This window comes from Luteimonas sp. FCS-9 (assembly GCF_001014645.1).
GTDB lineage: Bacteria > Pseudomonadota > Gammaproteobacteria > Xanthomonadales > Xanthomonadaceae > Luteimonas.
Genome location: NZ_LASZ01000021.1, coordinates 24,470 through 51,188 on the forward strand (window position 1 = coordinate 24,470; position 26,719 = coordinate 51,188).

At 72.1% G+C, this 26,719-nt stretch carries 19 protein-coding genes; 11 read left to right on the forward strand and 8 right to left on the reverse strand.

The window, feature by feature from the left end; genetic code table 11:
• Positions 1-100: 100 nt before the first annotated feature.
• The 8 genes from WQ56_RS14975 to WQ56_RS17790 all read left to right on the forward strand — a co-directional run bounded on the left by WQ56_RS14975 (position 101) and on the right by WQ56_RS17790 (position 9,037).
• The gene (locus WQ56_RS14975) at positions 101-1,363 is read left to right on the forward strand and encodes an aminotransferase class I/II-fold pyridoxal phosphate-dependent enzyme (RefSeq protein ID WP_047137945.1); all 1,263 of its coding nucleotides are present in this window, start codon (positions 101-103) and stop codon (positions 1,361-1,363) included.
• Complete coding sequence (locus WQ56_RS14980) at positions 1,356-1,985, forward strand: GDSL-type esterase/lipase family protein (RefSeq protein WP_047137946.1); 630 nt, start codon at positions 1,356-1,358, stop codon at positions 1,983-1,985. The genes WQ56_RS14975 and WQ56_RS14980 overlap by 8 nt, the downstream gene beginning before the upstream one ends.
• Positions 1,982-2,698 (forward strand): class I SAM-dependent methyltransferase, encoded by a 717-nt coding sequence (locus tag WQ56_RS14985; RefSeq protein ID WP_082132450.1) that lies wholly within the window; start codon positions 1,982-1,984, stop codon positions 2,696-2,698. The genes WQ56_RS14980 and WQ56_RS14985 overlap by 4 nt, the downstream gene beginning before the upstream one ends.
• Positions 2,695-3,231: a hypothetical protein gene (locus WQ56_RS14990; RefSeq protein ID WP_052773040.1), complete on the forward strand. Its 537-nt coding sequence runs from the start codon at positions 2,695-2,697 to the stop codon at positions 3,229-3,231. The genes WQ56_RS14985 and WQ56_RS14990 overlap by 4 nt, the downstream gene beginning before the upstream one ends.
• 117 nt (positions 3,232-3,348) lie before the next feature.
• The gene (locus tag WQ56_RS14995; protein WP_047137947.1) at positions 3,349-5,271 is read left to right on the forward strand and encodes a lytic transglycosylase domain-containing protein; all 1,923 of its coding nucleotides are present in this window, start codon (positions 3,349-3,351) and stop codon (positions 5,269-5,271) included.
• Positions 5,272-5,276: 5 nt separating this feature from the next.
• Positions 5,277-6,536: a multifunctional CCA addition/repair protein gene (locus WQ56_RS15000; protein ID WP_047137948.1), complete on the forward strand. Its 1,260-nt coding sequence runs from the start codon at positions 5,277-5,279 to the stop codon at positions 6,534-6,536.
• Positions 6,537-6,689: 153 nt separating this feature from the next.
• Positions 6,690-7,142, forward strand: coding sequence for a hypothetical protein (locus WQ56_RS19120; protein WP_197076507.1), 453 nt, complete (start codon positions 6,690-6,692; stop codon positions 7,140-7,142).
• Between the two features lie 26 nt (positions 7,143-7,168).
• Entirely contained in the window at positions 7,169-9,037 is a 1,869-nt protein-coding gene (locus WQ56_RS17790; RefSeq protein ID WP_052773041.1) for a tetratricopeptide repeat protein, read from the forward strand.
• A 79-nt stretch (positions 9,038-9,116) separates the two neighbouring features.
• On the opposite strand, the gene WQ56_RS15015 is transcribed toward WQ56_RS17790, so the two are convergent.
• The 8 genes from WQ56_RS15015 to WQ56_RS15050 form a co-directional block, all read right to left on the reverse strand.
• The gene (locus WQ56_RS15015) at positions 9,117-11,981 is read right to left on the reverse strand and encodes a TonB-dependent receptor (protein WP_047137950.1); all 2,865 of its coding nucleotides are present in this window, start codon (positions 11,979-11,981) and stop codon (positions 9,117-9,119) included.
• A gap of 554 nt (positions 11,982-12,535) precedes the next feature.
• Positions 12,536-13,372: a DUF72 domain-containing protein gene (locus tag WQ56_RS15020; protein ID WP_047137951.1), complete on the reverse strand. Its 837-nt coding sequence runs from the start codon at positions 13,370-13,372 to the stop codon at positions 12,536-12,538.
• A 7-nt stretch (positions 13,373-13,379) separates the two neighbouring features.
• Positions 13,380-13,736 (reverse strand): VOC family protein, encoded by a 357-nt coding sequence (locus tag WQ56_RS15025; RefSeq protein WP_047137952.1) that lies wholly within the window; start codon positions 13,734-13,736, stop codon positions 13,380-13,382.
• Positions 13,733-14,776, reverse strand: coding sequence for a phosphotransferase (locus tag WQ56_RS15030; RefSeq protein WP_047137953.1), 1,044 nt, complete (start codon positions 14,774-14,776; stop codon positions 13,733-13,735). The genes WQ56_RS15025 and WQ56_RS15030 overlap by 4 nt, the downstream gene beginning before the upstream one ends.
• Before the next feature lie 527 nt (positions 14,777-15,303).
• Positions 15,304-16,455, reverse strand: coding sequence for an N-acetylglucosamine-6-phosphate deacetylase (gene nagA / locus WQ56_RS15035; RefSeq protein WP_047137954.1), 1,152 nt, complete (start codon positions 16,453-16,455; stop codon positions 15,304-15,306).
• Entirely contained in the window at positions 16,455-17,510 is a 1,056-nt protein-coding gene (locus WQ56_RS15040) for an SIS domain-containing protein (RefSeq protein WP_047137955.1), read from the reverse strand. Before WQ56_RS15040 ends, nagA begins: the two co-directional genes overlap by 1 nt.
• Positions 17,494-18,573, reverse strand: coding sequence for a LacI family DNA-binding transcriptional regulator (locus tag WQ56_RS15045; protein WP_047137964.1), 1,080 nt, complete (start codon positions 18,571-18,573; stop codon positions 17,494-17,496). Before WQ56_RS15045 ends, WQ56_RS15040 begins: the two co-directional genes overlap by 17 nt.
• A 46-nt stretch (positions 18,574-18,619) precedes the next feature.
• Positions 18,620-19,903, reverse strand: a complete 1,284-nt coding sequence (locus tag WQ56_RS15050; RefSeq protein ID WP_047137956.1) for a sugar MFS transporter — start codon at positions 19,901-19,903, stop codon at positions 18,620-18,622.
• Positions 19,904-20,288: 385 nt separating this feature from the next.
• Between WQ56_RS15050 and WQ56_RS15055 the strand changes: the two genes are divergently transcribed.
• The 3 genes from WQ56_RS15055 (at position 20,289) to WQ56_RS15065 (ending at position 26,666) form a co-directional block, all read left to right on the forward strand.
• Positions 20,289-21,311: a glucokinase family protein gene (locus WQ56_RS15055; protein WP_047137957.1), complete on the forward strand. Its 1,023-nt coding sequence runs from the start codon at positions 20,289-20,291 to the stop codon at positions 21,309-21,311.
• Positions 21,312-21,471: 160 nt separating this feature from the next.
• On the forward strand, positions 21,472-24,180 hold the full coding sequence (locus WQ56_RS15060; RefSeq protein WP_047137965.1) for a TonB-dependent receptor: 2,709 nt from the start codon (positions 21,472-21,474) through the stop codon (positions 24,178-24,180).
• Between the two features lie 131 nt (positions 24,181-24,311).
• A complete protein-coding gene (locus WQ56_RS15065; protein ID WP_047137966.1) occupies positions 24,312-26,666 on the forward strand; it encodes a family 20 glycosylhydrolase in 2,355 nt (784 codons plus the stop codon).
• The last annotated feature ends 53 nt before the right edge of the window (positions 26,667-26,719 follow it).

Sequence of the window (26,719 nt, forward strand, 5' to 3'; positions counted from 1 at the left end):
TGCCCCATCGCGCGCGAGCGCGCTCCTACAGGGGATGCGCCACGGGCACGCGGCTTTTCGGCTAGCATCGCGCGACACCCCCAGCGCAGAGCGCCGTCCGATGTCCGCCCCCCTCAAAACCCGCGAACGCCTGTCCGAAGTGCGCTACGAGATCCGCGGCGAACTGGCCCGGCGGGCGCGCGAGCTGGAGGCGCAGGGGCGCACGCTGATCAAGCTCAACATCGGCAACCCCGGCGCATTCGGGTTCCGCGCGCCCGAGCACCTGCAGCGCGCGATCGCCGAGCGCATCCACGACACCGATCCCTACACCCACCAGCAGGGCCTGCCGCTCGCGCGCGAGGCGATCGCCGCGCACCATGTCGCGCGCGGCGGGCACGGCATCTCGCCCGAGCGCGTGTTCGTGGGCAACGGCGTCAGCGAGCTGATCGACATCGCGCTGCGCGCGCTGCTCAACCCCGGCGACGAGGTGCTGGTGCCCTCGCCCGACTACCCGCTGTGGTCGGCCGCGACGATCCTCAACGACGGCCGGCCGGTGTTCTACCAGTGCAAGGCCGAGCACGGCTTCCTGCCCGATCCCGACGCGCCCGAGGCGCTGGTCTCGCCGCGCACGCGCGCGATCGTGCTGATCAACCCGAACAACCCGACCGGCGCGGTGTACCCGCGCGCGCTGCTCGAGCGCATCGTCGCCATCGCGCAGCGCCACGGCCTGCTGCTGCTGTGCGACGAGATCTACGACGGCATCACCTACGACGGCGCGGCGTTCGAGCCGATCGCACCGATCGCGGGCGACGTGCCCTGCGTGTCGTTCGGCGGCCTGTCGAAGGTGCACCGCGCCTGCGGCTGGCGCGTGGGCTGGGCGGTGCTGTCGGGCGACGAGACGCGCAGCCGCGACTTCCGCAACGCGATGGACCTGCTGGGCGCGCTGCGCCTGTGCGCGAACGTGCCGGGCCAGTTCGCGATCGAGGCGGCGCTGACCGGCATCGACACGATCGGCGCGCTGTGCGCGCCCGGCGGCCGGCTGTACGAGGCGCGCCGCGCGGTGGTCGAGGCCTGCACGGCGAGCCGCTACCTGCAGCTGGTCGAGCCGGCCGGGGCGCTGTACGCGTTCCCGGGCATCGCCGCCGAGTACGCGCAGGGCTTCGACGACCACGCGTTCGCGCTGGAGCTGATGGACGCCGAGGGCGTGCTGGTGGTGCCGGGCAACAGCTTCAACGTGCCCTACCGCAACCATTTCCGCGTGACGCTGCTGCCCGAGCCGGCGCAGCTGCGCGAGGTGTTCGCGCGCATCGAGCGCGTGCTCGAACGCCAGATTGCCGACGCGCGCAAGGTCGTGCCGCTGGTGCCGCGCGCGGCCAATGGCTGAGCGGGCGGTGCCGCTGCGCTATCTCGCGCTCGGCGACAGCTACACGATCGGCGAGGGCATCGCGCCCGAGTCGCGCTGGCCGGTCGTGCTGGCCGACGCGCTGCGCGCGGCCGGCGCGGCGATCGATGCCCCGCGCATCGTCGCCACCACGGGCTGGACCACCGACGAGCTCGACGCCGGCATCGATGCCGCGGCGCCCGAGGGGCCGTTCGACCTGGTCAGCCTGCTGATCGGCGTCAACGACCAGTACCGCGGCCGCGCCGTCGACGATTACGTCCCGCGCTTCGAGGCGCTGCTGCGCCGCGCGCTCGGCTTCGCCGGCGACCGTGCCGAACGCGTGTTCGTGCTCGCGATCCCAGACTGGGGCGTCACGCCGTTCGGCGCGCACTCGGGCCGCGACGTCGCCGCGATCGCGCGCACGCTCGACGCGTACAACGCCGCCGCGGCCGCCGTCTGCGCGCGGCACGGCGTGGCGTTCGTCGACATCGCGCCGGTCAGCCGCGCACACGGGCACGCGCCTGCGATGCTTGCCGACGACGGCCTGCATCCCTCGGCCGCGCTGCACGCGCTCTGGGCCCGGCTGGCGCTGCCGGTCGTACGCGGCTTATTGTCGCGGGCATGACCGCGACCGCCTCCGACGCCGCCCCGCTCTCCACCGCCCCGTTCCCGCGCGAGGACGCCCGCGGCATCGCCCGCGCATTCCTGCCGCGGCACCCGCTGGGCAACCGCTACGACTACTACTACACGCTGACCAAGCTGCGCACCGACCCGCTGTACCCAGGCGTGCTGCAGGCGCTGCGGCCGACGGCCGCGCCGGTGCTCGACCTGGGCTGCGGCCTGGGGCTGCTGGCGCACGCGCTGCACGCCGACGGCCAGGCGCTGACCTACGCCGGCGTCGACATCGACGCGGCCAAGATCCGCCGCGGCCGCGAGGTCGCCGCGCGCGCGGGACTGGCCGACGTGCGGCTGGACGTGCTCGACCTCGCCGCCGGCCTGCCCGCCCACCGCGGCAGCGTGGCGATCCTCGACGTGCTGCAGTACCTGACGCACGAACGCCAGCGCGCGCTGCTCGACGAGGCGATCGCGATGCTCGTGCCCGGCGCGCGGCTGGTGATCCGCAGCGGCCTGGCCGACGACTCGACGCGCAGCCGCACCTCGCGCATCACCGACCGGCTCGCCAACCTCGCCGGCTGGATGCAGGAGCGCGCGCGCAGCTACCCGACCGCCGACGGCCTGCGCGCGCAGCTCGAGGGCGCGGGCCTGCAGACGACGCTGCGGCCGCTCTACGGCGACACGCCGTTCAACAACTGGCTGATCGTGGGCAGCCGCGCATGAGCCCGCGCGACGGGTTCGCCGGCGCGCCGATGCTGGCGCTCGACGACCCGGCATGGACGCGCCTGACCTGCGCCCACGGCATCGCCCGCGGCGTGCCGGCGCTGCTCGCGCAGCTCGACGGCGCGACCGAGGAACACGCCCACAGTCCGCCCTGGCAGGGCCTGTGGGCCGCGCTGTGCGACGCGGGGCGCGTGCACCCGGCCTCGTTCGCGGCGGTGCCGCACATCGTCGCCGCGCTGGCCGAGGCGCCCGAGCGCGCGTGCCCCAGCCACTTCGTGCTGCCGGCGAGCGTCGAACTAGCACGCGCGGCGTGCGATGCCGAGATCCCGGAGGCGCTGATCGACGGCTACGTCGCCGCACTCGCGCGACTGCCGCTGCTCGCCGGCCTGGTCGCCGCGCCCGACTGGGACGAGACCCTGTGCGCCGCCGCGCTGGCCGCGACCGCCGCGGCGACCGGCCAGCATGCGCTGGCCGAGCTGCTGCTCGAGGCCGACGACGTGCAGGGCGCGCTGGCCTGGCTGCGCGGCGGCTGAGGCCTTCGGCCGCGGCGGCGGCCCACATCGGCTTCAGCGACCCTTGGCTATAGTCGTCGGCCGTCTCCCGCCGTCCGCCTGCCGATGCCGTCCAGCGCCTCTCGCACCGCCCGCCCGATGCCGCGCACGCTGCGCGGCGCGCTGCTGTCCCTGCTCGCGTTCGCCGCGTCCGGCGTACACGCACAGGCCGACGACGGCTTCCTCGCCGCGATGCAGGCCGCCGAGCGCGGCCAGCCAGTGCCGCCGGCGATGGCCGCGCATCCGGCGGCCGCGTGGCTCGAGCTCGCCGCGCTGCGCCGCAGCCTCGACACGCTGCCGCTGCCCCAGGGCCAGGATTTCCTCGCCCGGCATGCCGGCGAACCGGTGGCCGAGGTGTTCCGCGAAGGCTGGCTGCGCGCGCTGGCCAAGCGCCAGGAATGGGCCGGCGTGCGCGCCGCGTGGTCGACGTCGATCACGAACGTCGCGTTGCGCTGCATCGAGCTCGACGCGCGTGCGCGCACCGACCCGACCGACGCACAGTGGACGCGCGACGTGCAGGCGATCTGGCGCAGCAGCGGCGCATCGCTGCCCGACGAATGCGACGCGCCGCTGCAGACGCTGGCTGCGCGCGGCGGCCTGGACGATGCGCTGCGCTGGGAACGCTTCGACCTCGCGGTCGCCGCGCAGGATGCGACGATGGCGCGCGCGATCGCGCGCGGGCTCTCGGCGGCCGAGCAGGCACTGGCCACCGACTACGCCGCCTACCTGCAGGCGCCGCACGCGCGCGCGACCGGCTGGCCGAAGACCGCGCGCAGCCGCCTGGTCGCCTCGCACGGCCTGGCGCGCCTGGCCAAGGACGACCCGCTCGGCGCCGAGGCCCAGTTGCCGGCGGTCGCGACCGCGCTGGGCTTCACCGAGGACGACAACGGCCGCGTGCTCTACCAGGCCGCGCTGTGGACCGTGGCCTCATATCTGCCGGACTCGGCGCGACTGCTGGCGCGGGTGCCGGCCTCGGCCTACGACGAGCGCCTGCACGAGTGGCGCGCGCGCGAGGCGATGGCGCGCCGCGACTGGCCGGCGGCGCTGGCGGCGATCCGCGCGATGGGCGCGGCGCAGCGCGCGCAGTCGCGCTGGACCTACTTCGAGGCGCGGCTCGCGGCGCTGACCGGCGATGCCGCGACCGCCGAGCGGCTGTACCGCGACGCGGCGACGAAATCCGACTTCCACGGCTTCCTCGCCGCCGACCGCCTCGACCAGCCCTACGCGCTGTGCCCCTGGGAGTTCGCGCCGTCGAACGAGGCCCGGACCCGCGTGGCGACCGACCCGGGCATCGTGCGGGCGATGGCGCTGTACCGGATCGAGCGGCCGGGCTGGGCGACGCGCGAATGGACCGCCGCGCTCGCGCGCTTCGACGACGAGCAGCGGCGCATCGCGGTGCTCGTCGCGCAGGAGAACGGCTGGTACGACCGCGCGGTGTTCGGGCTCGGCCGGCAGCCCGACGAGACGCGGCTCTACGCGCTGCGCTTCCCGCTGACCCAGCAGGCGCTGATCGAACGCGAGGCCAAGCGGCACGGCCTCGACCCGGCCTGGGTCGCGGCCGAGATCCGCGCCGAGAGCACGTTCAATCCGCGCGCGCGCTCGCCCGCCGACGCCCGCGGGCTGATGCAGGTGCTGCCCTCGACCGGCGCGGCGGTCGCGCGCCGGCTGGGCCGCGCCTGGGGCGGCGCCGAGAGCCTCTACGACCCCGAGACCAATGTCGCGCTGGGTACCGCGTACCTGCGCGAGAAGAAGGACATGTACGGCAAGCCGTACGTCGCGATCGCGGCCTACAACGCCGGCCCCACGCCGACCTCGCGCTGGCTGTCGCAGCGTCCGGACATGGACCCGGATTTCTGGATCGAGACGATCAGCTACCGCGAGACGCGCGAGTACGTCGCGCGCGTGCTCGCCTTCAGCGTGCTCTACGACTGGCGCATGTACGGCCGCGCCGCGAAGCTCGACACGCGCCTGCGCGGCGGCGGCGACGCCCGGCGCACGCCGTTCGCCTGCCCGGCGCCGTGAGCGCGATGGAGATCTACCTGGTCGGCGGCGCGGTGCGCGATGCGCTGCTCGGCCAGCCGGCGGGCGACCGCGACTTCGTCGTCGTCGGCCAGACCCAGGCCGCGATGGAGGCCGCGGGCTTCCGCGCGATCGGCCGCGACTTTCCGGTGTTCCTGCATCCGCGCACCGGCGAGGAACACGCGCTGGCGCGCACCGAACGCAAGAGCGGGCGCGGCCATCGCGGCTTCGTCGTCGACGCCGATCCGTCGGTGACGCTCGAGCAGGACCTCGAGCGCCGCGACTTCACGATCAACGCGATCGCGCAGGCGCCCGACGGCACGCTGGTCGATCCCTACGGCGGCGCGCGCGACATCGAGGCGCGCGTGCTGCGCCACGTCGGCCCCGCGTTCGCCGAGGACCCCCTGCGCGTGCTGCGCGCCGCGCGCTTCATGGCCCGCTTCGCGCCGCTGGGCTTCACGGTCGCCGACGAGACGATGGCGCTGATGCGCGCGATGGTCGACGCCGGCGAACTCGCCGCGCTCACCCCCGAGCGCGTGTGGCAGGAACTGCGCCGCGCACTGGCGTCGGCGCGGCCGTCGGCGTTCGTGCGCACGCTGCGCGACTGCGGCGCGCTCGCGGTCGTGCTGCCCGAGGTCGACGCGCTCTACGGCGTGCCGCAGCGCGCCGAGTACCACCCCGAGGTCGACACCGGCGCGCACGTCGAGCTGGTCGTCGACATGGCCGCGCGGCTGGCGCCCGGCGACGACGCGATCGGCTTCGCCGCGCTGACCCACGACCTGGGCAAGGCGCTGACGCCCGCGCACCGGCTGCCGCGCCATATCGGCCACGAGCACGCGGGCATGCGCCCGCTCGAGGCGCTGTGCGCCCGGCTCAAGGTGCCGGCCGCGCATCGCGAGCTGGCGATCGTCGCGTGCCGGGAACACCTCAACGTGCACCGCATCGCCGAGCTGCGCGATGCCACGCTCTACGACCTCATCGCCCGCTGCGACGGTTTCCGCCGGCCCGAGCGCATCGCCCAGCTCTCGCTGGTGTGCGAGGCCGACAAGCGCGGTCGGCTGGGCAGCGCCGACGCCGACTATCCGCAAGGCGCGCAGCTGCGCCGCGCGCACGACGCCGCCTGCGCGATCAACGCCCGCGACCTCGCGGCGGACGGCCTCGCCGGCCCGGCGATCGGCGAGGCCCTGCGCCGCGCCCGGATCGCGGCGATCGCCGCGGCACGCTCGAACCAAGATCGGCCGGAAACGCGACAACCGCGACTGGCTTGAGGTAGCTTCGACCGGCATGGTCCGTCGTGCCGCGGGTGTTGAGCACTTAGGGCATCACGAGGCCTGGAACGCGCCTGCGCGTTCGAACGCGTTTCCCCCGACCACGGCCGGCAGCGCCGGCGAAGGAGAACACGTTTGTCCGCTCCAAGCCCATTGCCGCCGATGCTGCGAGGCCTCCGGCTCTCCTGGCTGTTCGCCGGCGCGGTCGGCGCATCGGAACCGGCGCCGGGCCACGCCTGCGCGGCGGTGGTCGAAGCGGCGGCTCGGCTGGCCTGCTACGACACCGCGTTTCCCGTGACGCCCGCCGTCCGCCAGGCGGCCGCGGCGCGCCCCCTGCGCGAGTTCGGCCTGCGCACGACGGATCGGAACGGGTTCGTCGACGCGACGATCGACCGGGTCGAGGCCACAATCACGGCGATCGAACACGGTAGCCGCCGGGAACGCGTCCTCGTGCTGGACAACGGGCAGGCATGGCGCCGATCCAACGATGCGGACCGGGGACACGTCGCGGTGGGCGACCGGGTCGAGATCCGTCGCGGCCCGCTGGGCAACCACATCCTGCGTACCCCGGCCCGCGTGCCCGTTCCCGTCGCCCGGGTCCGCTGACCCTCGCGCCCGGACCAGACCATGCGATGACGACATCTCCACGATTCGCGGCGCTGACGTACGAACAGGCCGCCCGGTTCCGTGAGGCGCTGCAGGCGCTGTCGGCACGACGTCTCGACGAGGCGCTGGCCATCGCACATCGTCTGGCGCGCGACGCCCCTGACGCGCCCGACGCCCATCAGGTGCTGGCGATGTGCCTGGCCGAATCGCAGCGGCCGTCCGAGGCCGAAGCGGCGTTCGCCCGGGCACTCGCTCTGGCGCCGACCAGCGTCCCGGTCCTGCGCAATGTCGCCACGTATCTACGGCGCAGCGACCGCAGCGCAGAAGCCGTCGCGTATCTGCGCCGCGCCGTCGCTTGCGCGCCCAGCGACTTCCAGGCCTGGCTGCAGCTGGGAACGGCCGAGATGTCGCTGGATCGGCACGAGGCCGCCATCGCCGCCCTGACGCACGCGACGCGGCTGCAGCCTGGCTCCGCACCCGCCTGGCACGCCCTTGGCAATGCATGCCGGGCCCAGTGGCGTCATGACGAGGCAGCGGCCGCATATCGCGCAGCGATCGATGCCCAACCCGACTACGCACCGGCATGGCGCTCGCTCGGTGCGGTCCTGCGGCTTTCCGGACGCGCGGACGAAGCGGTCGCCTGCTTCCAGCACGCAGCGCGCGAACCCGGCACCGGACCGTCCCTAATCGATGCGCTGAGTGGCGCGCTGCTCGACGCCGGGCGAACAGACGATGCACTACGCAACGCGCGCGACCTGGTGCGCACGCACCCGACCTATGTTCCCGGCCAGTCGACCTTCGCCCATCTGCTCTGGGAGTACGGCGCACGACTGGCATCCGTGCCCGACCCGATCGCGGCCTTTTCAGATGCAGCCGGTGCGCGACGCGACGACCGGGACATGCAGATCGCCTACCTGCGGTTCCTCCTCCAGGCCGGCCAAGGCGAGGCCGCGATCGACTGGATCGGGCGCCTGGGCGGACCACTCGCCCACGACCCCGCGATCGACTGGCTGCATGCCGATGCATCGGCGCTGCTCGGGCGACACGACGACGCGCAGGCGCACTACGAGCGCGCGTATGCCGGCATCGGGGACCGCGTCCCCGCCTTCCTCAACGCCTATGCCAGGCACCGGCTGCGCACCGGCCAATGGCGTGGCGCCGTTGACCTGGCGCAGCGCGCGATCGCCGCGGCCCCGTACGACCAGGACGCCTGGAGCAACCTGGGCACCGCCTGGCGCCTGCTGGGCGATGCGCGGGAAGCGTGGCTGTTCGACTATGAGCGGATGGTCGGCTGCCTGGACATCGACCCGCCCGACGGCCATACGGACATCGGCGTATTCCTGGCCGAACTGGCTGCGGAACTCGAGCCACTGCACCAGGCGAGCCACGCACCCGTCAATCAGAGCCTGCGCGAGGGAACGCAGACCCCCGGCAACCTGTTCGGCCGGCGGTTGCCCGCCATCGCGGCGCTGCAGCGTCGGCTGCTGACGGCGATCGAGCAATGGCTTTCGACGTTGCCGGAGGATCCGACGCATCCGTTCCTGTCGCGCAGGCGTCGCAGCATTGCGTTCGAGGGCTCGTGGTCGGTCCGTCTGCGACAAGGCGGGCAACACCGCAACCACATCCATTCGCGCGGCTGGATGAGTTCGGCGTTCTACGTTCAAGTGCCGCCTGCGCCGGAACGCGCGCACGGTGAAGACGGCGAGTCGCCGGGCTGCCTGCGATTGGGCCAGCCACTGGAAACACTCGGGCTCGATCTGCCGCCGCGCAGGGTCGTGCGTCCCGAGCCAGGCCGGCTCGTCGTATTTCCGTCGTGCATGTGGCACGGCACCGCGCCCTTCGATGGCGAGACGCCGCGTATGACGATCGCCTTCGACATGCTGCCTCGGCAGTGAATGTCGAGATCCGGCAAGCGGCGCGGCAAGACCGGCGGGGCGCACGCCCCGCCGGCCTCCCGACCGCACCTGCGATCGATCAGAAGCGGATGTTCACGCTGCCGAAGACGTAGCGCCCGGCCTGGTCGTAGCCACCGAGCGCATTGGCGTTGAGCGCCAGCGAACTGCCGACCAGCGGCGGCTCCTTGTCGGCGATGTTGTTCACGCCCAGATTGAACGTGGTGTAGTCGCCGACCTGAATCGAGCCGGACAGGTCGAGGTAGTTGTAGGACCCGATTCCACCGGTGCGCGCAACGATCGCATCGGCCGTGCCCGTCGCACCATTGGCCAGCACGTAGTCCAGGCCGCCGATGTGCCGCCAGCGCAGGCCGACCGTGTAGCGGTCGAAGACGTAGCGTGCATTGGCGATGTGGCGCCAGTCGGGTGCAGCGGCTGCGTTCCGGCACTGCGGGTTGATCACGCCGGTGCAATCGTAGGTGGCGGCATCATTGACGCCCGGCAGTGGCGAGATCTCGCGATCGAGCGCATAGCTGCCGTTGATCGAGGTCAGCAGGCGCCCGGGACCGAGATCGAAGCTGTAGGCGGCCGACAGGTCGATGCCGCTGAAGCTGCGCTCGCCGAAGTTGTCGGTCAGGTTCTCCACGTAGGCGTCGTCGGTCAGCCACAGCGTGCCCGTGACCGGGTTGCGGTTGACCTTGTCGCAGAGGAACGGGTCGCCAGACAGGCCACACTGCTCCAGGATGGTGACCGCCCCGATCGACGAGATCGTGTCCTCGATCTCGATCTTCCAGTAGTCGAGCGAGACCTCCAGGCCGCGGACGGGGGTCAGCGAGAAGCCCACCGTCCAGGTCTCGGCGGTCTCGGGCTCCAGCGCAAGATTGCCACCGGTGAGCTGGTTGTACTGGTCGGCAGGGTTGGCGCTGATATTGCCGTACAGCGCGTCCGGCACGCCGGTATTGGCACACTGGGCGGCCGAGAAGCGCGGCGAGACGCCCGCACAGGGGTCGCTGCCGCCCCACAGCGCGAGTGCGGATTCCGAGTACAGGTCGAAGATGCCCGGCTCGCGGATCGCACGGTTGAATCCACCGCGGAGATGGAAGCGATTGTCCGCGAAGCTGGAGGTGAAACCGGCCTTCCAGGTGTTCGCGCCGCCGGACTGGTCGTAGTCGGAATAGCGGAAGCCCAGGTCGAGCGACAGGTCGTCGAGCACGCCGACATTGGAGACCAGCGGCACCGCGCCTTCCAGGAACAGTTCGGCGACCTTGATTTCCCCTTCGATCGGCAACGTCGGACCGCCGACACCGGTGAAGTTGCCCAGCGCGGTATTGGTGTCCACGCGACGCTCGTAGGTCTCCCGGCGCCATTCGTAGCCCGCGACCAGACCGATGGTCTGCCCGTTGGCCCAGGGCAGGCCCACGCCCAGGTCGCCGCTGACGAATCCATTGACCACGTGGGAGTCGGTGTTGATATGCCGCACGCCGACGCCGCCGAGTACGCTCGCCGCCTCCACGCTCACCCCGCCCGGCTGCCAGACGTTGTACGGCAGACAGCCTGCGAACGACCCATCCGGACAGCCCAGCAGCGCGTCGGCCACCCAGGTGGTCACGAAGTCGTTGTGCGTCGACACGCTGAGCTGGTTGTGCCCGTAGGTGTACGACAGGTCGTAGGACCAAGCTTCGTTGAGCGCCCCCCGGCTGCCGACCGCGAACCGGTAGGTCGTGGTCTCGCTGAAATTCTGCCGGGGCCCACCCTCAACGTTGCGCTTGTTGACGAGGATCGACATCGGTTCGCTCGATACCGGCAGGCCCAGATCCGAACACAGGCTTCCCACCAATGGGTCGTCGCAACGCAGGTCGACGGCGGTATTGAAGGTCGCCGACTCGGCGATCTGCACCTCGCTTTTCCGGTTGACGAACAACGTCTCGATGTACGGAACGAAGTGCTCGTTGACCTCGTACTTGACCGCGCTGCCGAAGTTGAACCGCTTGTCGGGCCGCTGGTAGTAGTTGACCGGTCCGTGGTTGTAGGCCGGGGCGAAGCCTCGGCCCCAGCTCCCATCCGCATTCAGATGTGCGGACGTCGATCCCGTGACCTCAGGATGGATGATCGTGAAGCTCGGTTCGATCGACGCGGAAGACCCGGCACACGACCGGCCGTCGGCAGACAGCGCACACGACGAGTAGTCGAATGCACCCTGCATGATCGGATCGTTCTCGCGCCACCCCGCCCAGGCGACCGCATGACCGCCGCTGCCGAACGCGCCGCCGACGGCGACATCGATGTTCCTGGACCTGCCCAGCGAGCCGCTACTGCCGCTCGGGTAATCGAATCCCCGGGCGTCATGGAGCTCGCGCATGTAATGGTTTTCGTTGTCGTGCTGGAAGTGGGAGTACCCCAGGTCGACGCTGACGCCCTCGAACTCGTCGTCGAGCACAAAGTTGACGACGCCTGCGACCGCATCGGCGCCGTACACCGCCGATGCACCCCCCGTCAGGATGTCCACACGCTTGATGATCGAGGTCGGCACCAGGCTCACGTCCCGGCTTTCGCTGCCGCCTGGCGGCAGCCGCCTGCCATTGATCAGCGCCAGTGTCCGCTCCGGACCCAGCCCGCGGAGCGACACGGTTGCGTAGCCGGTGGAGCCGTTGTTCTGGAAGTTGTCGAAGCTCATCGACAGCTGCGGATAGCTGTTGACCAGGTCTTCCACCTTGGTCGCGCCCGAGTAGGTGAACGCCTCGGCGCCGATCTCGGTCACCGGGCTGGCCGAGGTGATCGACTGGCTCTGGATTCGGGTGCCGGTGACGCTGATACGGTCAAGCTCCGTGGCGCCGGTCTGCGCCTCGCCGCTCTGCGCCAGTGCGACGCCGGAACAGGTCATGGTCGCCGCACCGCTCAACAACGCAAGGCGGATGGCGTTTCTCAGCTGGGTGGTTCTCGGTGTCATTGGCTCTCTCTCCGGGGAATGGACCTGGGTGGGGGACCCGCGAGGGCTTGCGTCGCGTTTACCTGCGATCCACAAACCTGAACCGATAGTATCCAGATGACAAAATTCGTCAAACCATCTATTGACAACAGTCAAATGTAAAGACTGCATCGCGTCACAAAAATGACATCTGCGACGGTGGCGTCCACTGCAGCCCGCGCGTTGGTACGACGCATGTCCGCATCGACGAATCCGCCACCTGTAGGTGCGCGCTGTCCTGCGGCCTGTTGCTGCCCCCGCATCCCGACGCCAGCGGTCTGCGCTACGGGGCGACGCTCGAGCGGATACGTCCGGTCGACTGCACGGCGTACGTCGATGCCGCCGAAGCGATGCTTGAGGCCCGGCTGGCGGCGGAGCGGAACGGCGGATTGAGCGCTGCGACAGGCGGCAGGCGGTAGCGAGAGCGACGCCGGGGCGAACCAGGGCATCGTGCAGGTCGTGGCGAGCCGTGCCCCCACCCGGCGCACGATGCGCGCCGACCTCCCCCGCGGGCGGGGGAGGTGAGAGCCGACGGGCTATGCGGTGGCTTCGAGCCGCTGTTGCAGCGCCATCGCGGCGGCGGGATTGCGGGCCTTCGCCGCGGAGATGAAGAACACGAACGTCTCGCGCGGCACGACCGGGGCGGCGTCGCGGTCGCCGGCGTAGGGCAGGTCCGACGGCGCGCCGCCTTTCGCCCACTGGCGGGCGCGCTGCGCCCAGGCGTCGAGCTGCAGGCCGGGGTAGCCCTGCGGGTGCTCCTCGCGGCTGGACATCAGCCGGGCGTAGACGAAGTCGCCGGTCAGGTCCGCGAACGACGGGTAATCGGCCGAGTCGGTGAACACCGTGGCGACGTCGTGCGTACGCGCCAGCGCCAGCCACGCCGCGCTCTGGAACGAGGGATGGCGGACTTCGACGGCATGGCGCAGCGGCAGGCCGTCGACCTCGCGCGGCAGCAGCGCGAGGAAGGCCTCGACGTCGTCGGCGTCGAAGCGGCGGTTCGGCGCGAACTGCCACAGCAGCGGGCCGAGCCGGTCGCCGAGCTCGGCGATGCCGCCGCCGACGAAGGCCTCGATCCGCGGGCCGGTGCCGGCCAGCGAACGCGCGCCGACGATGTGCCGCGGCGCCTTGAGCGTGAACACGAAGCCGTCGGGCGTCTCGGCGCGCCAGGCGGCGTAGGTTGCCGGCTTCTGCGCGCCGTAGAACGTGCCGTTGACCTCGATCGCGGTCAGCCGCCGGCTCGCGTATTCCAGCTCGCGCTTCTGCACCAGACCCTTGGGATAGAAGTTGTCGCGCCACGGCGCGAAGGTCCAGCCGCCGATGCCGGTGCGGATGCCGTCCACCGGCTGCGGCGGGGCGTCGAACAGGTCGATCATGGGAACCTCAGTCGGGGTGCTGCGCAAAGCGCAGCCGGTTGTGGTCGGGATCGACCAGCAGCATCTCGCGCGTGCCCCAGTCGGTATCGTGTGGCGGCTGCAGGATCGGCACGCCGGCCGCGGCGAACGCCCGCGCACAAGCATCGACGTCGGCCACCTTGAAGTAGACCGCGCCGCCGACCGCGCAGTCGCCGGCATGCCCGGTCAGGAACAGGGTCTGGCCGTCGCGCGTGAGCTGCGCGAACAGCGGCAGTCCGGCCTCGAAACGGTGCTCCCAGTCGACGATGAAGCCGAGGGCAGCATAGAACGCGAGGCTGCGCGCGGCATCGGTCATGCGCAGCTGCGGGATCACGGTCTGGGTCATCGTGCGTCGTCCAGGGCGGCGACGGCCGCGAGCCGCGGCCGCACGTGGCGGTCGAGGATGGCGGCCAGCGGCGCGAGCGCCGGTTCGCGCGCGAGCACCTGGTCGAGATAGCCGACGAAGCGCGGCGCATCGGCCAGGTACCGGGGCTTGCCGTCGCGGTGGTGCAGCCGCGCGAACAGGCCGAGGATCTTGAGGTGGCGCTGCATGCCGGCCAGGTCGGCATGGCGGGCGAAGACGGCGGGGTCGGGATCGACCGGCACGCCGGCTGCGCGCGCGCGGGCGTGGTAGCGCGCGAGCCAGGTGTCGACGCGCGCGGGCGGCCAGCTGCGGAACGCGTCGCGGAACAGGCTGACCGGGTCGTAGGCCAGCGGCCCGCGCACCGCGCCCTGGAAGTCGATCACCGCGACACCCGCGCCGTCGGGCATCAGGTTGCGCAGCATGTAGTCGCGGTGCACGAAGCCCTGCGGCTGCGCCAGCACGGCCTCGACCAGCGTCCGCTGCACGGCCTGCAGGCCGGCGCGCGCGTCGGCATCGAGCGCGACGCCGAGGTGGCGGCCGAGGAACCAGTCCTCGAACAGGTCGAGTTCGCGCTGCAGCATCGGCGCGTCGTACGCCGGCAGGTCGTCCGGGCAGGCGATCGCCTGCAGCCGCAGCAACTGGTCGAACGCCGCGTCGAACGTCGCGTCCGCGCTCGCGTCGTCGACGACGTCCAGGCAGGTGCGATGGCCGAGGTCCTCCAGCAGCAGGAAGCCGGCGTCGGTGTCCTCGGCCAGCACATCGGGGACGCGAACGCCGGCCTCTCGCAGCAGCGCGCGGATGCGCAGCCACGGCCGCGCCTCCTCGAGATCGGGCGGCGAATCCATGACGATGCGCGCCGGTCCTGCGCCCTGCGTGCGCCAGTAGCTGCGGAAGCCCGCATCCATCGACGCGCGCTCGAGCTGCAAGGCGGTCTCGCCGGTCGCCGCGCGCGCCCAGGCCAGGCGCGCGGCGGCGCGTTCGGCGTCGCCGGCAGCCCGGAGGGCGGAGGAAGATGCGGTCATCGTACGGAATCCAGGAACGGCAGCGCGCAGGGTACAAGCTGCGCGCGGATCGCCAAAGCGGAGGCGCCGGCCCCCATCGATCGCCGCGCACTCCCGTGCTGCGCGCCCGTAGGCGCGCGCTTGCGCGCGATGGGGCCTTCCTGCGAACGCCCTCGCGGCCGAGGCCGCTCCTACAGGTGAGGCGGCCGTCCTCCGGCTTTCTTCCGTAGGCGCGCGCTCGCGCGCGATGGGGCTTTCACGTGAACGTCTTCGCGGCCGAGGCCGCGCCTACGGGTGAGGCGGCCATCCCCCGGCTTTCTTCCGTAGGCGCGCGCTCGCGCGCGATGGGGCTTTCCCGTGAACGTCTTCGCGGCCGAGGCCGCTCCTACGGGCGAGGCGGCCGTCCTCCGGCTTTTTTTCCGTAGGAGCGCGCTCGCGCGCGATGGGGCTTTCCCGTGAACGTCTTCGCGGCCGAGGCCGCTCCTACGGTTCGAGCGACCATCCGCTGGCTTTCACCGGCGAGCTCCATGACACGGCAGCTCACACCGTCAGGCCCCACCCGCATCGGCGACGCCGCCGATCCAGGTCCCGCGCATCGACAGCGCGTCGTCGACCAGCGCGAAGTCCGCGCGCAGGCCGGGCGCGATGCGTCCCAGCCGGTCGTCGAGGCCGAGGAACGCCGCCGGATAGGTCGCCGCCATCCGCGCCGCCTCGTCCAGCGGCACGCCGAGCGTGCGCACCGTGTTGCGCACCGCCGCCATCATGTCGAGCGCGGAGCCGGCGAGCGCGCCGGCGGCGTTGCGCACGACGCCGTCGACCGCGGTGATCGTCTCGCCGTAGAGCTCGTAGTCGGGCCGGTCGGCGCCGACCGGCGGCATCGCGTCGGTGACCAGGAACACCTTGCCGCGCGGCTTGGCGGCCAGCGCGACGCGCAGGCTGGCCGGATGCACGTGCGCGCCGTCGACGATGATCCCGCACCACGCGTCGCGATCCTCGAGCGCGGCGCCCACCGCGCCCGGCTCGCGTCCCTGCAGCGGCGACATCGCGTTGTAGAGGTGGGTGAAGCCGCGGATGCCCGCGTCCAGGCCGGCGCGCGCCTGCGCCCAGGTCGCCGCGGTATGCCCGGCGGCGACGATCGCGCCGGCGGCGACCAGCGCGCGGACGGTATCGGCCGGCACGCGCTCGGGCGCCAGCGTCAACAGCGTGACGCCGCCGCGCAGCGACGTGGCGAGCGCGATCTCGTCGGCGCCGGGCACGCGGAACTTGCCGGCGTCGTGGGTGCCGCGGCGCTCGGGCGCGAGGTACGGGCCCTCGAGGTGGATGCCGATCACGCCGGGCACGTCGGCGGCGATCGCCGCGTCCACGGCCGCGATCGCTGCGCGCATCACCTCGACGTCGTCGCTGATCAGCGTCGGCAGCAGCGCGGTCGTGCCGAAGCGCCGATGCGCGGCGGCGATCCTGGCGATCGCCTCGACCGTCGGCGCATTGTTGAACAGCACGCCGCCGCCGCCGTTGACCTGCGCGTCGACGAAGCCCGGCAGCAGGCAGTGGCCGCCGAGGTCGTGGCGGTCGGCATCGCGCAGGCGCGGGTCGTCGTGCGCGAGCAGCGCGGCGATGCGCGCGCCCTCGACCAGCACCGCGACATCATCGCGGAAGCCGGCGTCGGTCAGCACGCGGCCGTTGACGAGGGCGAGGGCCATCAGACGGTCTCCGTGACCTTGTTGAGGTGCGGCGGCACGTCGGGATCGAAGCCGCGCCGCAGCGAGAGCGCGTTCGCCGCGCGGTAGAAGCTCTGCACCGCGAGCAGCGGCGCGCAGGCCGGATCGGGCGCGGCGGCGACCGGCAGGTCGCCCCCCGGCGCAGCCAGCCACACGTCCGCGCCGCGCAGGCGGAACTCGTCGGCGACCGCGCGCGTGCCGGCATCGGTGCCGTCGGGCTGGGCCAGCAGCAGCACCGGGAAGCGCGGGCCGACGAGCGCCATCGGCCCGTGGCGGACCTCGGCGGCGCTGTAGGCCTCGGCGTGCAGGCCGCAGGTCTCCTTGAACTTCAGTGCCGCCTCCTGCGCCGCGCCCAGGCCGGTCCCGCGTCCGAGCACGAACAGGTTGTGCGCCGCCGCCAGCCCGTCGACCAGCGGCGTCCAGTCGCAGGCCCAGGCCGCGCGCATCGCCTCGGGCAGCGCCGGCAGCGCTGCGGCCAGCGCGGTGTCGCCGCCGGCGGCCCGCTGCCAGTGCGCGGTCAGCTGCAGCAGCGCCGACAGCGAAGCCAGATAGCTCTTGGTCGCCGCGACGCTGCGCTCGGGCCCGGCATGCAGCGGCAGCACCGTGTCGGCGATCTGCGCCAACGGGGCGTCCTCGACGTTGACCAGCGCGACCACGTGCGCGCCGGCCGCGCGCGCGGCCTCGGCGTTGCGCAGCAGGTCGGGGCTGCGGCCCGATTGCGAGATCGCGATGAACAGCGCGCCGTGCATGCGCTGCGGCGTGGCATAGACCGAGCCGACCGACGGCGACGCCGATGCGGTGACGATGCCCAGCCGGGTCTCCAGCAGATACTTGGCGTAGGTCGCCGCGTGGTCGGAGCTGCCGCGCGCGCAGGTCACCACGAACTGCGGCGGGCGGGCGAGCAGCGCGTCGACCAGCGCATCGACCGCGTCGGCGTTGCGCGCCAGCTGCGCGGCGACGACGTCCGCAGCCTGCGCGGCCTCGCGGAACATCCAGGTGGTGGCCGCGTCGCGCGGCGCCTCAGTCACGTGGGGCATCCTCGGGTCCCGTTGGCAGCGTCGGCCGCGGGCGCATCGGCGCGGTCGAACCGCGCACGACCAGCTGCGGCACGAAGCCCTGGTTGTGGGTGGCCTGGGCGGCGACGGCATCGGCGTCCTCGCGCAGGCTGGCGATCAGCATCCGCGCGGCCTGCCGCGCGATGTCCTCGGTGGCCTGCTTGGCCGTGGTCAGCGGCGGCCACGACTGGCGCGAGAACGGGCTGTCCTCGAAGCCGGCGATCGACAGATCGAAGGGCACGTTCATGCCCGCCGACTTGGCCGCGGCCAGCACGCCGGCGGCGATCTCGTCGTTGGAGCCGAAGATCGCGGTGGGCGGGTCGCGCAGCGCCAGCAGGCGGCGCGCGCCGCGGAAACCGTCGTCGAAGGTGTAGTCGCCCGGGATCACCAGGTGCTTGTCGAGGGCGATGCCGTAGTCGCGCAGCGCGGCCTCGTAGCCGGCATGGCGCTCGCCGCTGGAATGGTGCTGCGGCCCGCCCCACAGAAAGCCGATGCGCTGGTGGCCGAGCTGGATCAGGTGCTCGGTGATCTCGTAGGCGGCGTCGCGGTCGTCGACGAACACGCAGGGGTGGCCGTCGCGCGGATCCTCGGTCGCGGCGATGATGCGCACCAGGCGGATGCCGCGCGCGGTCAGCGCGTCGATCAGTTCCCGGCGCTCGGACATCGGCGCGGTCAGCACCAGGCCGGCCAGCCGCGAGCGCCGCACGAACTCCACCAGCTCGTCCACCAGCAGCGGCGAGCTCGCGTCGCAGGGATGGATCTGCAGGCCGAAGCCGGTCTCGCGGCACGCGGCGAGCACGCCGTTCTGCACGCCGATGATGTGGTACGGGTTGGGGTTGTCGTAGATCAGCCCGATCACGAACGAGGTCGCGCTGCGCAGGTTTCGCGCCGACGGATCGGGCTCGTAGTCGAGCTCGGCGATCGCGTGGTGCACGCGCGCGCGGGTGGCCTGCAGCACCGACGGCTCGTTGTTGATCACCCGCGAGACGGTCTTGAGCGAGACCTTCGCCCGCGCGGCGACGTCCTTGATGGTGGGTTTGCGCACGCCCGGCTCCGGAGTTTCGACGGCCGCCATCATCGCCCGGCGCGGCTCATCGCGGCGCGCGGCCGGCGCGGTGGCCGCGCAGCCCGTAGTACAGGATGTACAGGTAGCACGGCAGCGTCAGCGCCAGGAACACCAGCTGGAAGTCGACGTGCTGCTTGAGCACCGCGAACAGCTGCGGCACGATCGCGCCGCCGGCGATGCCCATGATCAGCAGCGCCGAGCCGGTCTCGGTCAGCCGGCCCAGGCCCTTGATCGCCAGCGGGAAGATCGCCGGCCACATCATCGCGTTGGCGAAGCCCAGCGCGGCGACGAAGCCCACCGCGACGTAGCCGTGGCTCAGGAACGCGCCGGCCGAGAACACGATGCCCAGCACCGCCGAGATGCCCAGGTAGCGCTCCTGGCTGACGAAGCGCGGGATCGCCACCAGCCCGACGACGTAGCCGAGCAGCATCGCGCCGAGCGTGAACGAGGTGAAGAACTTGGTGCGGTCCAGCGGCAGGTAGAAGCCGTTGCCGTAGGTACCGATCGCATCGCCGGCCAGCACCTCCACGCCCACGTACAGGAACAGGCACAGCACGCCCAGCCACAGGTGCGGCAGCTGGAACAGCCCGCGTACGCGCGCCCCCTCGCCCGGCTCGGCGGCCGCGTTGGCCTCGGCCGGCCGCAGCTCGGGCAGCGGCGAGAACAGCACGCCGAGCGCGACGAGCATCAGCACGCCGGCCATGACGAGGTACGGCGTGTGGATCTTGGCCGCGAACTCGCCCAGCAGCTGCGCGCGGCCGGCCGCGTCGGCCGCGGCGGCCTGCGCGCTCAGATCGCCCATGCCGTGCAGCACCACCGTGCCCAGCACCACCGGCGCCAGGATGCCGGCGACCTTGTTGCAGATGCCCATCAGCGCGATGCGCCGCGCCGCGCTCTCGATCGGCCCGAGGATGCTCACGTACGGGTTGACCGCCGTCTGCAGCAGCGCCAGTCCGCTGCCCATCACGAACAGGCCCGACAGCGCGCCGGCGTACCAGCGCTGGGTCGAGAATTCGCCGAACAGCATCGCGCCGCCGGCCATCACGAACAGGCTCAGCGCCAGCCCCTTCTTCATGCCGGTGCGGCGCAGCACCCAGGCCGCGGGCAGCGCGAGGAAGAAGTACGACAGGTAGAACACCATCAGCACCAGGAACGCGTTGACCTCGTCGAGCTCGAAGGCCAGTTGCACGAACGCGATCAGTGGGCCGTTGACCCAGGTGAAGAAGCCGATGATGAAGAACAGCAGGCCCATGATCGCGATCGAGGTCGCGTGGGTCGGGCGGACGTGCGGTGTCGCGATTGCGGCCATCGGGAGATCGCTCCGGCGGAACGGGCTGCAGGACCCGGCGCGGCGGTGGCCGCGACCGGACATCGAGTACCAACGTTGTCATCAAACCACACCGGACGCGTGCCGGCGACCGCATCATGCCCCAGATTCCGCGCACGATGCCTGCTGCATTGCGGCATCGTCGGTGCCTGCCGGCGCGGGCCGACAGCCCAAAACCCCTTGATTAATCCCGATTCGAGCGTTCACCCGCTGCGACAGCGGCGATTGTTGCACCGATGTGACGGATGCCGCGCCGCTCAGGACGATTTCGCCCTTAGGCGTTGACATCGTTGTCATTGCGTGTCGACACTCGGCCGCAACTGGCGGTGGCTGTCATCGTATGGCGCCCTTCCCCTCCGGAGCTTCCGTGGCCGCATCCCCCACCCCGCAGTCGACCGCCCACCGCCACGCCGCGCGCGACGCGTTCATCGCCGCCGACGTCGGCGGCACCCACGTGCGCATCGGCCTGGTCGAGCCCACCGGCGATGCCGCGCACCCGGTGCGCGTGCTCGAGTACCGCAAGTACGCCTGCGCCGACCATCCCGGGCTGGCGGAGATCGTCGAGGACTTCCTGGCCGGCCTGCCCGGGCGCCGGGTCGACGCCGGCGCGATCGCCAGCGCCGGCTACGCGCTGGGCGACGGCACCGTGATCACCGCCAACCTGCCCTGGCCGATCTCGCTCGAGCGCATCCGCGCGCGGCTGGGCTTCCGCGATTTCCGGCTGGTCAACGATTTCGAGGCCGTCGCGCACGCCGCCGCGCAGGTCGACGCCAGCGAGGTGCTGCGCCTCACCGGCCCCGACGCCGCCGCGCCCGGCCCGATGCTGATCGTCGGCCCGGGCACGGGCCTGGGCGCCGCGGTGCGCATCCCCACGGCGCACGGCCCGGTCGTGCTGGCGACCGAGGCCGGGCAGGCCGCGCTGACGACCGGCAACGCCTCGGAGATGGCGCTGCTGCGCGAGCTGCAGCGCGACCGCACGCACGTGCCGATCGAGCATGCGCTCTCGGGCCCGGGCCTGCTGCACCTCTACCGCGCGGTCTGCGCGCTGCACGGCCACGCGCCGGTGCACGCCGCGCCGGGCGAGGTCACGGCGGCGGCGATCGCCGGCGGCGACGCGCCGGCGCGCGCGGCGCTCGACGCGTTCTGCGGGCTGCTCGGCAGCACGATCGGCGACATGGCGCTGCTCTACGGCGCGCACGGCGGCATCTACCTGGCGGGCGGGATCCTGCCGCAGATCCGCCACTACCTGATGGGCAGCGACTTCGTCGCGCGGTTCCTCGACAAGGGACCGATGCGCGAGGCGCTCGAACGCATTCCCGTGAACCTGGTCGAGCACGGGCAGCTGGGCGTCGTCGGCGCTGCCAGCTGGTATCTCGACCGGCTCGACTGACGCGTCGCCGGGGGCACGACGGTCGGGGAAGGACCTGCGTGCGGACGCGCCCTGGGAAGGCGCGGCCGCCGCGGTCCGGCAGTGGGGTACGCCGGCACAGGCACGCCCGCGGCGGCACGGATCCGCCGCGGCGCCACTCACATCAGCGATGGGGACCACCATGAACACCCGTAAATCAGTGCTTTCGGCCGCGATCACGCTGGGGCTGTGCGTCGCCGCGCAGGCCCAGGCCCAACAGGCGGCCCCCACGTCCGAGGCGGCCACCGATCTCGACCGGGTCGTGGTGACCGGCATCCGCGGCAGCCTGGAGAAGTCGCTCGACACCAAGCGCGAGGCACAGTCCCACGTCGAGGCGGTGTCGGCCGAGGACATCGGCAAGCTGCCGGCCAAGAACGTCGCCGACGCGCTGCAGCGCCTGCCCGGCGTCAACATCAGTTCCTCGAGCGCCAGCGAGGGCGGCTTCGACGAGGCCGACCGCGTGAGCCTGCGCGGCACCAACCCCAGCCTGACCCAGACGCTGGTCAACGGCCATACCATCGGCACCGGCGACTGGTTCGTGCTCAGCCAGACCGCGAACGTCGGACGCAGCGTCAGCTACTCGCTGCTGCCGGCCGAGATCGTGGACCAGGTCGTGGTCTACAAGACCTCCCAGGCCAAGCTGGTCGAGGGCGGCACCGCCGGCTCGGTGAACATCATTACCCGCAGCCCGCTGCAGTTTCCCCAGCCGTTCACCGCCGAGGTCTCGGTGGGCGCGGTGCACGCCGACCTGCCGGGCGAGACCGACCCGCAGATCAGCGCGCTGTTCAACTGGAAGAACGAGGCCGGCAACGTCGGCGTGATGGTCCAGGGCTTCCACCAGAAGCGGCACCTGCGCCGCGACGGCCAGGAGGTCGTGGGCGGCTACGGGGTCATCGACGCCGATTCGGCGGTCGCCGCGTCCAACCCGGACCTGGCAGGCGTGCTCTACCCCAACCTGCTCGGCGCGGTGCTGTTCGAGCAGGAACGCGAGCGCAAGGGCGGTGTGGTCGACATCGAGGTCAAGGCGTCCGACACTCTTACCCTCGGCCTGAACGCGTTCTATTCCAAGCTCGAGGCCGACAACTTCAACCGCAACTTCATGATGTGGGGCAGTCAGTTCGTCAACGGCCAGGCGCCGGAGCCGGGCTATGTGGTGCGCAACGGCGTGCTGACCGAGGCGACGTACGCGCCCGTGACCGGCGACGCGATCACGCCCTACGGCGTCTACGACATGATCTCGCGCCCCGGTGCGGGCTCCGAATCGAAGTACATCGCCCTCGACGCCGACTGGCAGGCCAGCGATGCGCTCGGCATCAAGGTCCAGGCCGGCACCACCCGCGGCCGCGGCCGGAGCCCGACCCAGGACGTGATCGAGACCGGCGTGGCCGGCAACGCCGGCGCCAGCTGGCGCATGCACGGCCTGGGCGATCCGATCGACTGGTCGCTGGGCGGCGACAACACAAGCGGCACGCACCTGCCGCAGTTCGGCTGGATCTTCGGCGGCCAGGCGATCGACGTGCGCGACGACGAGGACTGGTTCGCCGCCGACGCCGAGCTGTACCTGGGCGGCGTGCTGTCGTCGCTGGACTTCGGCGTGCGCCATGCCGAGCACGAGCGCCGCAACGACCGGCAGATCGGCCAGGGCCCGAACTGGGCCAGCGACTGGCAGGACTTCGACGCCTACCCGGCGCCGGGCGGACGCTTTCCCGGCGACTTCGGCCACGGCATCGGCGGCAGCGTACCCGGTGGCGTCTGGTACTACACGCCCGCGCAGCTGGCCGAGCTCAACGCGCGCTTCGCCAACCGCGACCCGGTGGGCCGCTTCGACTTCTCGGGCGTCTACGGCGTGAAGGAGCAGGTGCAGGCCGCGTACGTGCAGGCCAACTTCCAGGGCGACCGCTGGAGCGGCAACCTGGGCCTGCGCTACGTCCGGACCGACACCGACGTGAACTACAACCAGTCGGTGTCCTCGCCCGACGACGTCCCCGGCGCGATCACCGGTTCCGACTTCGGCGCCTACCTGCCGGTGCGCGACCAGAACGACTACAGCAAGCTGCTGCCGAGCCTGAACCTGAAGCTCGACATCACCGACGATGTGGTCGCGCGCTTCGCGGCCTCGCGCACGATGACCCGTCCGGACTTCTCGGCGCTGTCGGGCACGCTGGCGCTCGACGACCTGACCCACACCGGCAGCGGCGGCAATCCGTACCTGTCGCCGATCGTCTCGACGAACCTCGACCTGTCGCTGGAGTGGTACTTCGCCCCGCGCGCGCTGCTCGCCGCCAGCCTGTTCCGGATGGACCTGGACGACTACGTCAACTTCGGCACCACCACGATCCAGTACAAGGACCAGGCGGCCAGCGTCGAGGCCGGCCGGGACGTGTATGCCGACTACCTGGTCTCGATGCCGATCAACAGCAACGGCAAGGTCAAGGGCGTGGAGCTGACGTACGAGCAGCCGATCGGCGAGCACTTCGGCGTCGCGGCCAACTACACCTATGCCGACGGCTACGCCGAAGGCGGCCGCCCGCTCAACGGCACGTCCGAGAACACCTACAACCTGTCGGGCTACTTCGAGAACGAGCGCTTCAACGCCCGCGTGAGCTACACGTTCCGCGACGCGTTCTACGCCGGCGTCAGCCGCACCGACGCGTTCTACCAGGACGACTTCGGCACGCTGTCGGCATCGCTGGGCTTCAAGGCCAGCGACTGGCTGACCGTCACGCTCGAGGGGCTCAACCTCAACAACCCCGACCACAAGTACTACACGCAGACCGACGCGGGCTACCTGCCTTACGCGTTCTACTCGAACGGCCGACAGTACTACCTCAACTTCCGCTTCAGGTTCTGAGCGCGGCGACGCGCGTGCTGCGCCCGGCCGCCGGGCGCATTGCGCGCGCCGCATCGTCCGCGGGCGCCGCCGCCCGCGTCCCGCGGCAGCGCCGTCCGGCGCCGCCGCCCATCTTGTCCGGACCGGTCCGCATGCGCCATCGCCTCCCGCCCTCCCGCCTTCGCCTGCGCGCGGCGATCCTCTTGCTCGCCGCCGCGACCCTGCTCGCGGCCTGCGCGCCGCGGCCGCAGCGGCCGCACGAGGTCGTCGCAGCCCCGGCACTGATCCCCCTTCCCGCCCGGCTCGTCGCCGGCGACGGCGGTTTCGATCTCGACGCGGCCACGCCGCTGCACGCCGACGGCGAGGCGGCGCAGCAGGCGGCGCGCCGGTTCGCGGCGCTCGCGGCCCGGTCCAACGGCCTGCGCCTGGGCGTGCCCACGGCCGGCGGCCCGGCGCCTGGCACGATCGCGTTCGTGGTCGACCCGGCGGTCTCGCCGGAGGCGCCCGAAGGCTATGCGCTGACGATCGATGCCGACGGCATCGCGGTGCGCGCGTCCAACGCGCGCGGCCTGTTCCACGGCGCGACGACGCTGTGGCAGCTGGTCGCGCAGGCGCAGGGCGAGGCGATGACGCTGCCCGCGCTGCGCATCGACGATGCCCCGCGCTTGCGCTGGCGCGGGCTCATGCTCGATTCGGCGCGGCATTTCCAGAGCGTCGACGAGATCAAGCGCGTGCTCGATGCGATGGCGCTGCACAAGCTCAACGTCTTCCACTGGCACCTGACCGACGACCAGGGCTGGCGCATCGAGATCAAGCGCTATCCGCGCCTGACCGAGATCGGCGGTTGCCGCATTCCGGCTGGCGACGGCGGCATCGACCCGGCGACCGGCGCACCGGTGCCCTACTGCGGCTTCTACACCCAGGACCAGATCCGCGAGGTCGTGGCCTATGCCGCGGCACTGCACATCGATGTGGTGCCCGAGATCAACGGCCCCGGGCACGCGCAGGCCGCGGTCGCGGCCTATCCCGAGCTCGGCGTGCTCGACGCGCCGGTGCCGGTGCTGGCCGAATGGGGCGTCAACCGCACGCTGTTCAACGTCGAGGAATCGACGTTCGCGTTCCTGGAGAACGTGCTGGCCGAGGTCGTCGAGCTGTTCCCCGGCACCTACGTGCACGTCGGTGGCGACGAGGCGGTCAAGGACCAGTGGGAGGCCTCGCCGCGGGTGCAGCAGCGCATGCGCGAGCTGGGCGTGCGCGACGAAGCGCAGTTGCAGAGCCACTTCATCGGCCGCATGGAGCGCTTCCTGTCGACCCACGGCCGGCGCCTGATCGGCTGGGACGAGATCCTCGAGGGCGGCCTGCCGCCCGAGGCGACGGTGATGTCGTGGCGCGGCATCGAGGGCGGCCTCGCCGCGGCGGCGCTCGGCCACGACGTGGTGATGAGCCCGGTCTCGGACCTGTACCTGGACTACCTGCAGACCGACGCGCCCGACGAACCGCCGGGCCGGCCGTCGATGGTCACGCTCGAGCAGGTCTACCGCTTCGAACCGGTGCCCGCCGCGCTGTCGGCGGCGCAGCGCCATCACATTCTCGGCGTGCAGGCGAACATGTGGACCGAGCACACGCGCAGCTTCGCGCGCCTGCAGCACCACCTGTTCCCACGCATGGCCGCGCTGGCCGAGACCGGCTGGTCGCCGGCGCAGGCGCGCGACTACGCCGGCTTCCTGGAACGGCTGCCGGCGCAGCTGCAGCGCTACCGGGCGCTGGACATCGCCTATGCGCAGACGCCGTTCCAGGCGCTGGCGACGATCGACGGCGACCGCCGCGACGGGACGGCGCGGGTGACGCTGCGCAATCCGCTGGGCTACCCGATCCGCTACACCCTCGACGGCAGCGTCCCCGATGCCGGCTCGCCGCGCTACGCCGCGCCGCTGGACCTGCGCCTGCCCGCGCAGGTGCGCGCAGCGGCATTCGCCGCCGACGGCACGCCGCTGGCGCCGGCCACGACCCACACCGTCGACGCGACCTCGCTGCTGACCCGCCGCAACGCCGAGCTGTCGGTCTGTCCCGACATCGGTCGCCTGCTGCTGCGGCTCGAGGACGACGGCCCGCTGGAAGGCGATCGCGCGATCTTCGACGTGACGATCTTCCATCCGTGCTGGCTGTGGCCGGCGGCGGACCTGGGCGACATCGACCGGCTGACGGTCCGTGCCGGGCGCATGCCCTACGCGTTCCAGCTCGCCCACGACGAGCCGCAGCGCACGTTCCTGCCGGCGGCCACCGCGCACGGCGAACTGCAGGTCCAGGGCGGCGGCTGCGACGGCCCGGTGCTGGCGACGCAGCCACTGCCCGCAGCGCCCGACGCGGACGGCTTCGTGACCCTCGACGTTCCGATCGATACCGGCGCGCTGGCCACGCGCCGCGCGACCGACCTGTGCCTGCGCTTCACCGGCGACACCCGACCGACGATGTGGGTCGTCGGCGCGGTCACCCTGCAGCCGCGCTGACGCCGCCAGGCCGCACCGCCACGCGACGCCACGCAACGCTGATCGTAGGAGCG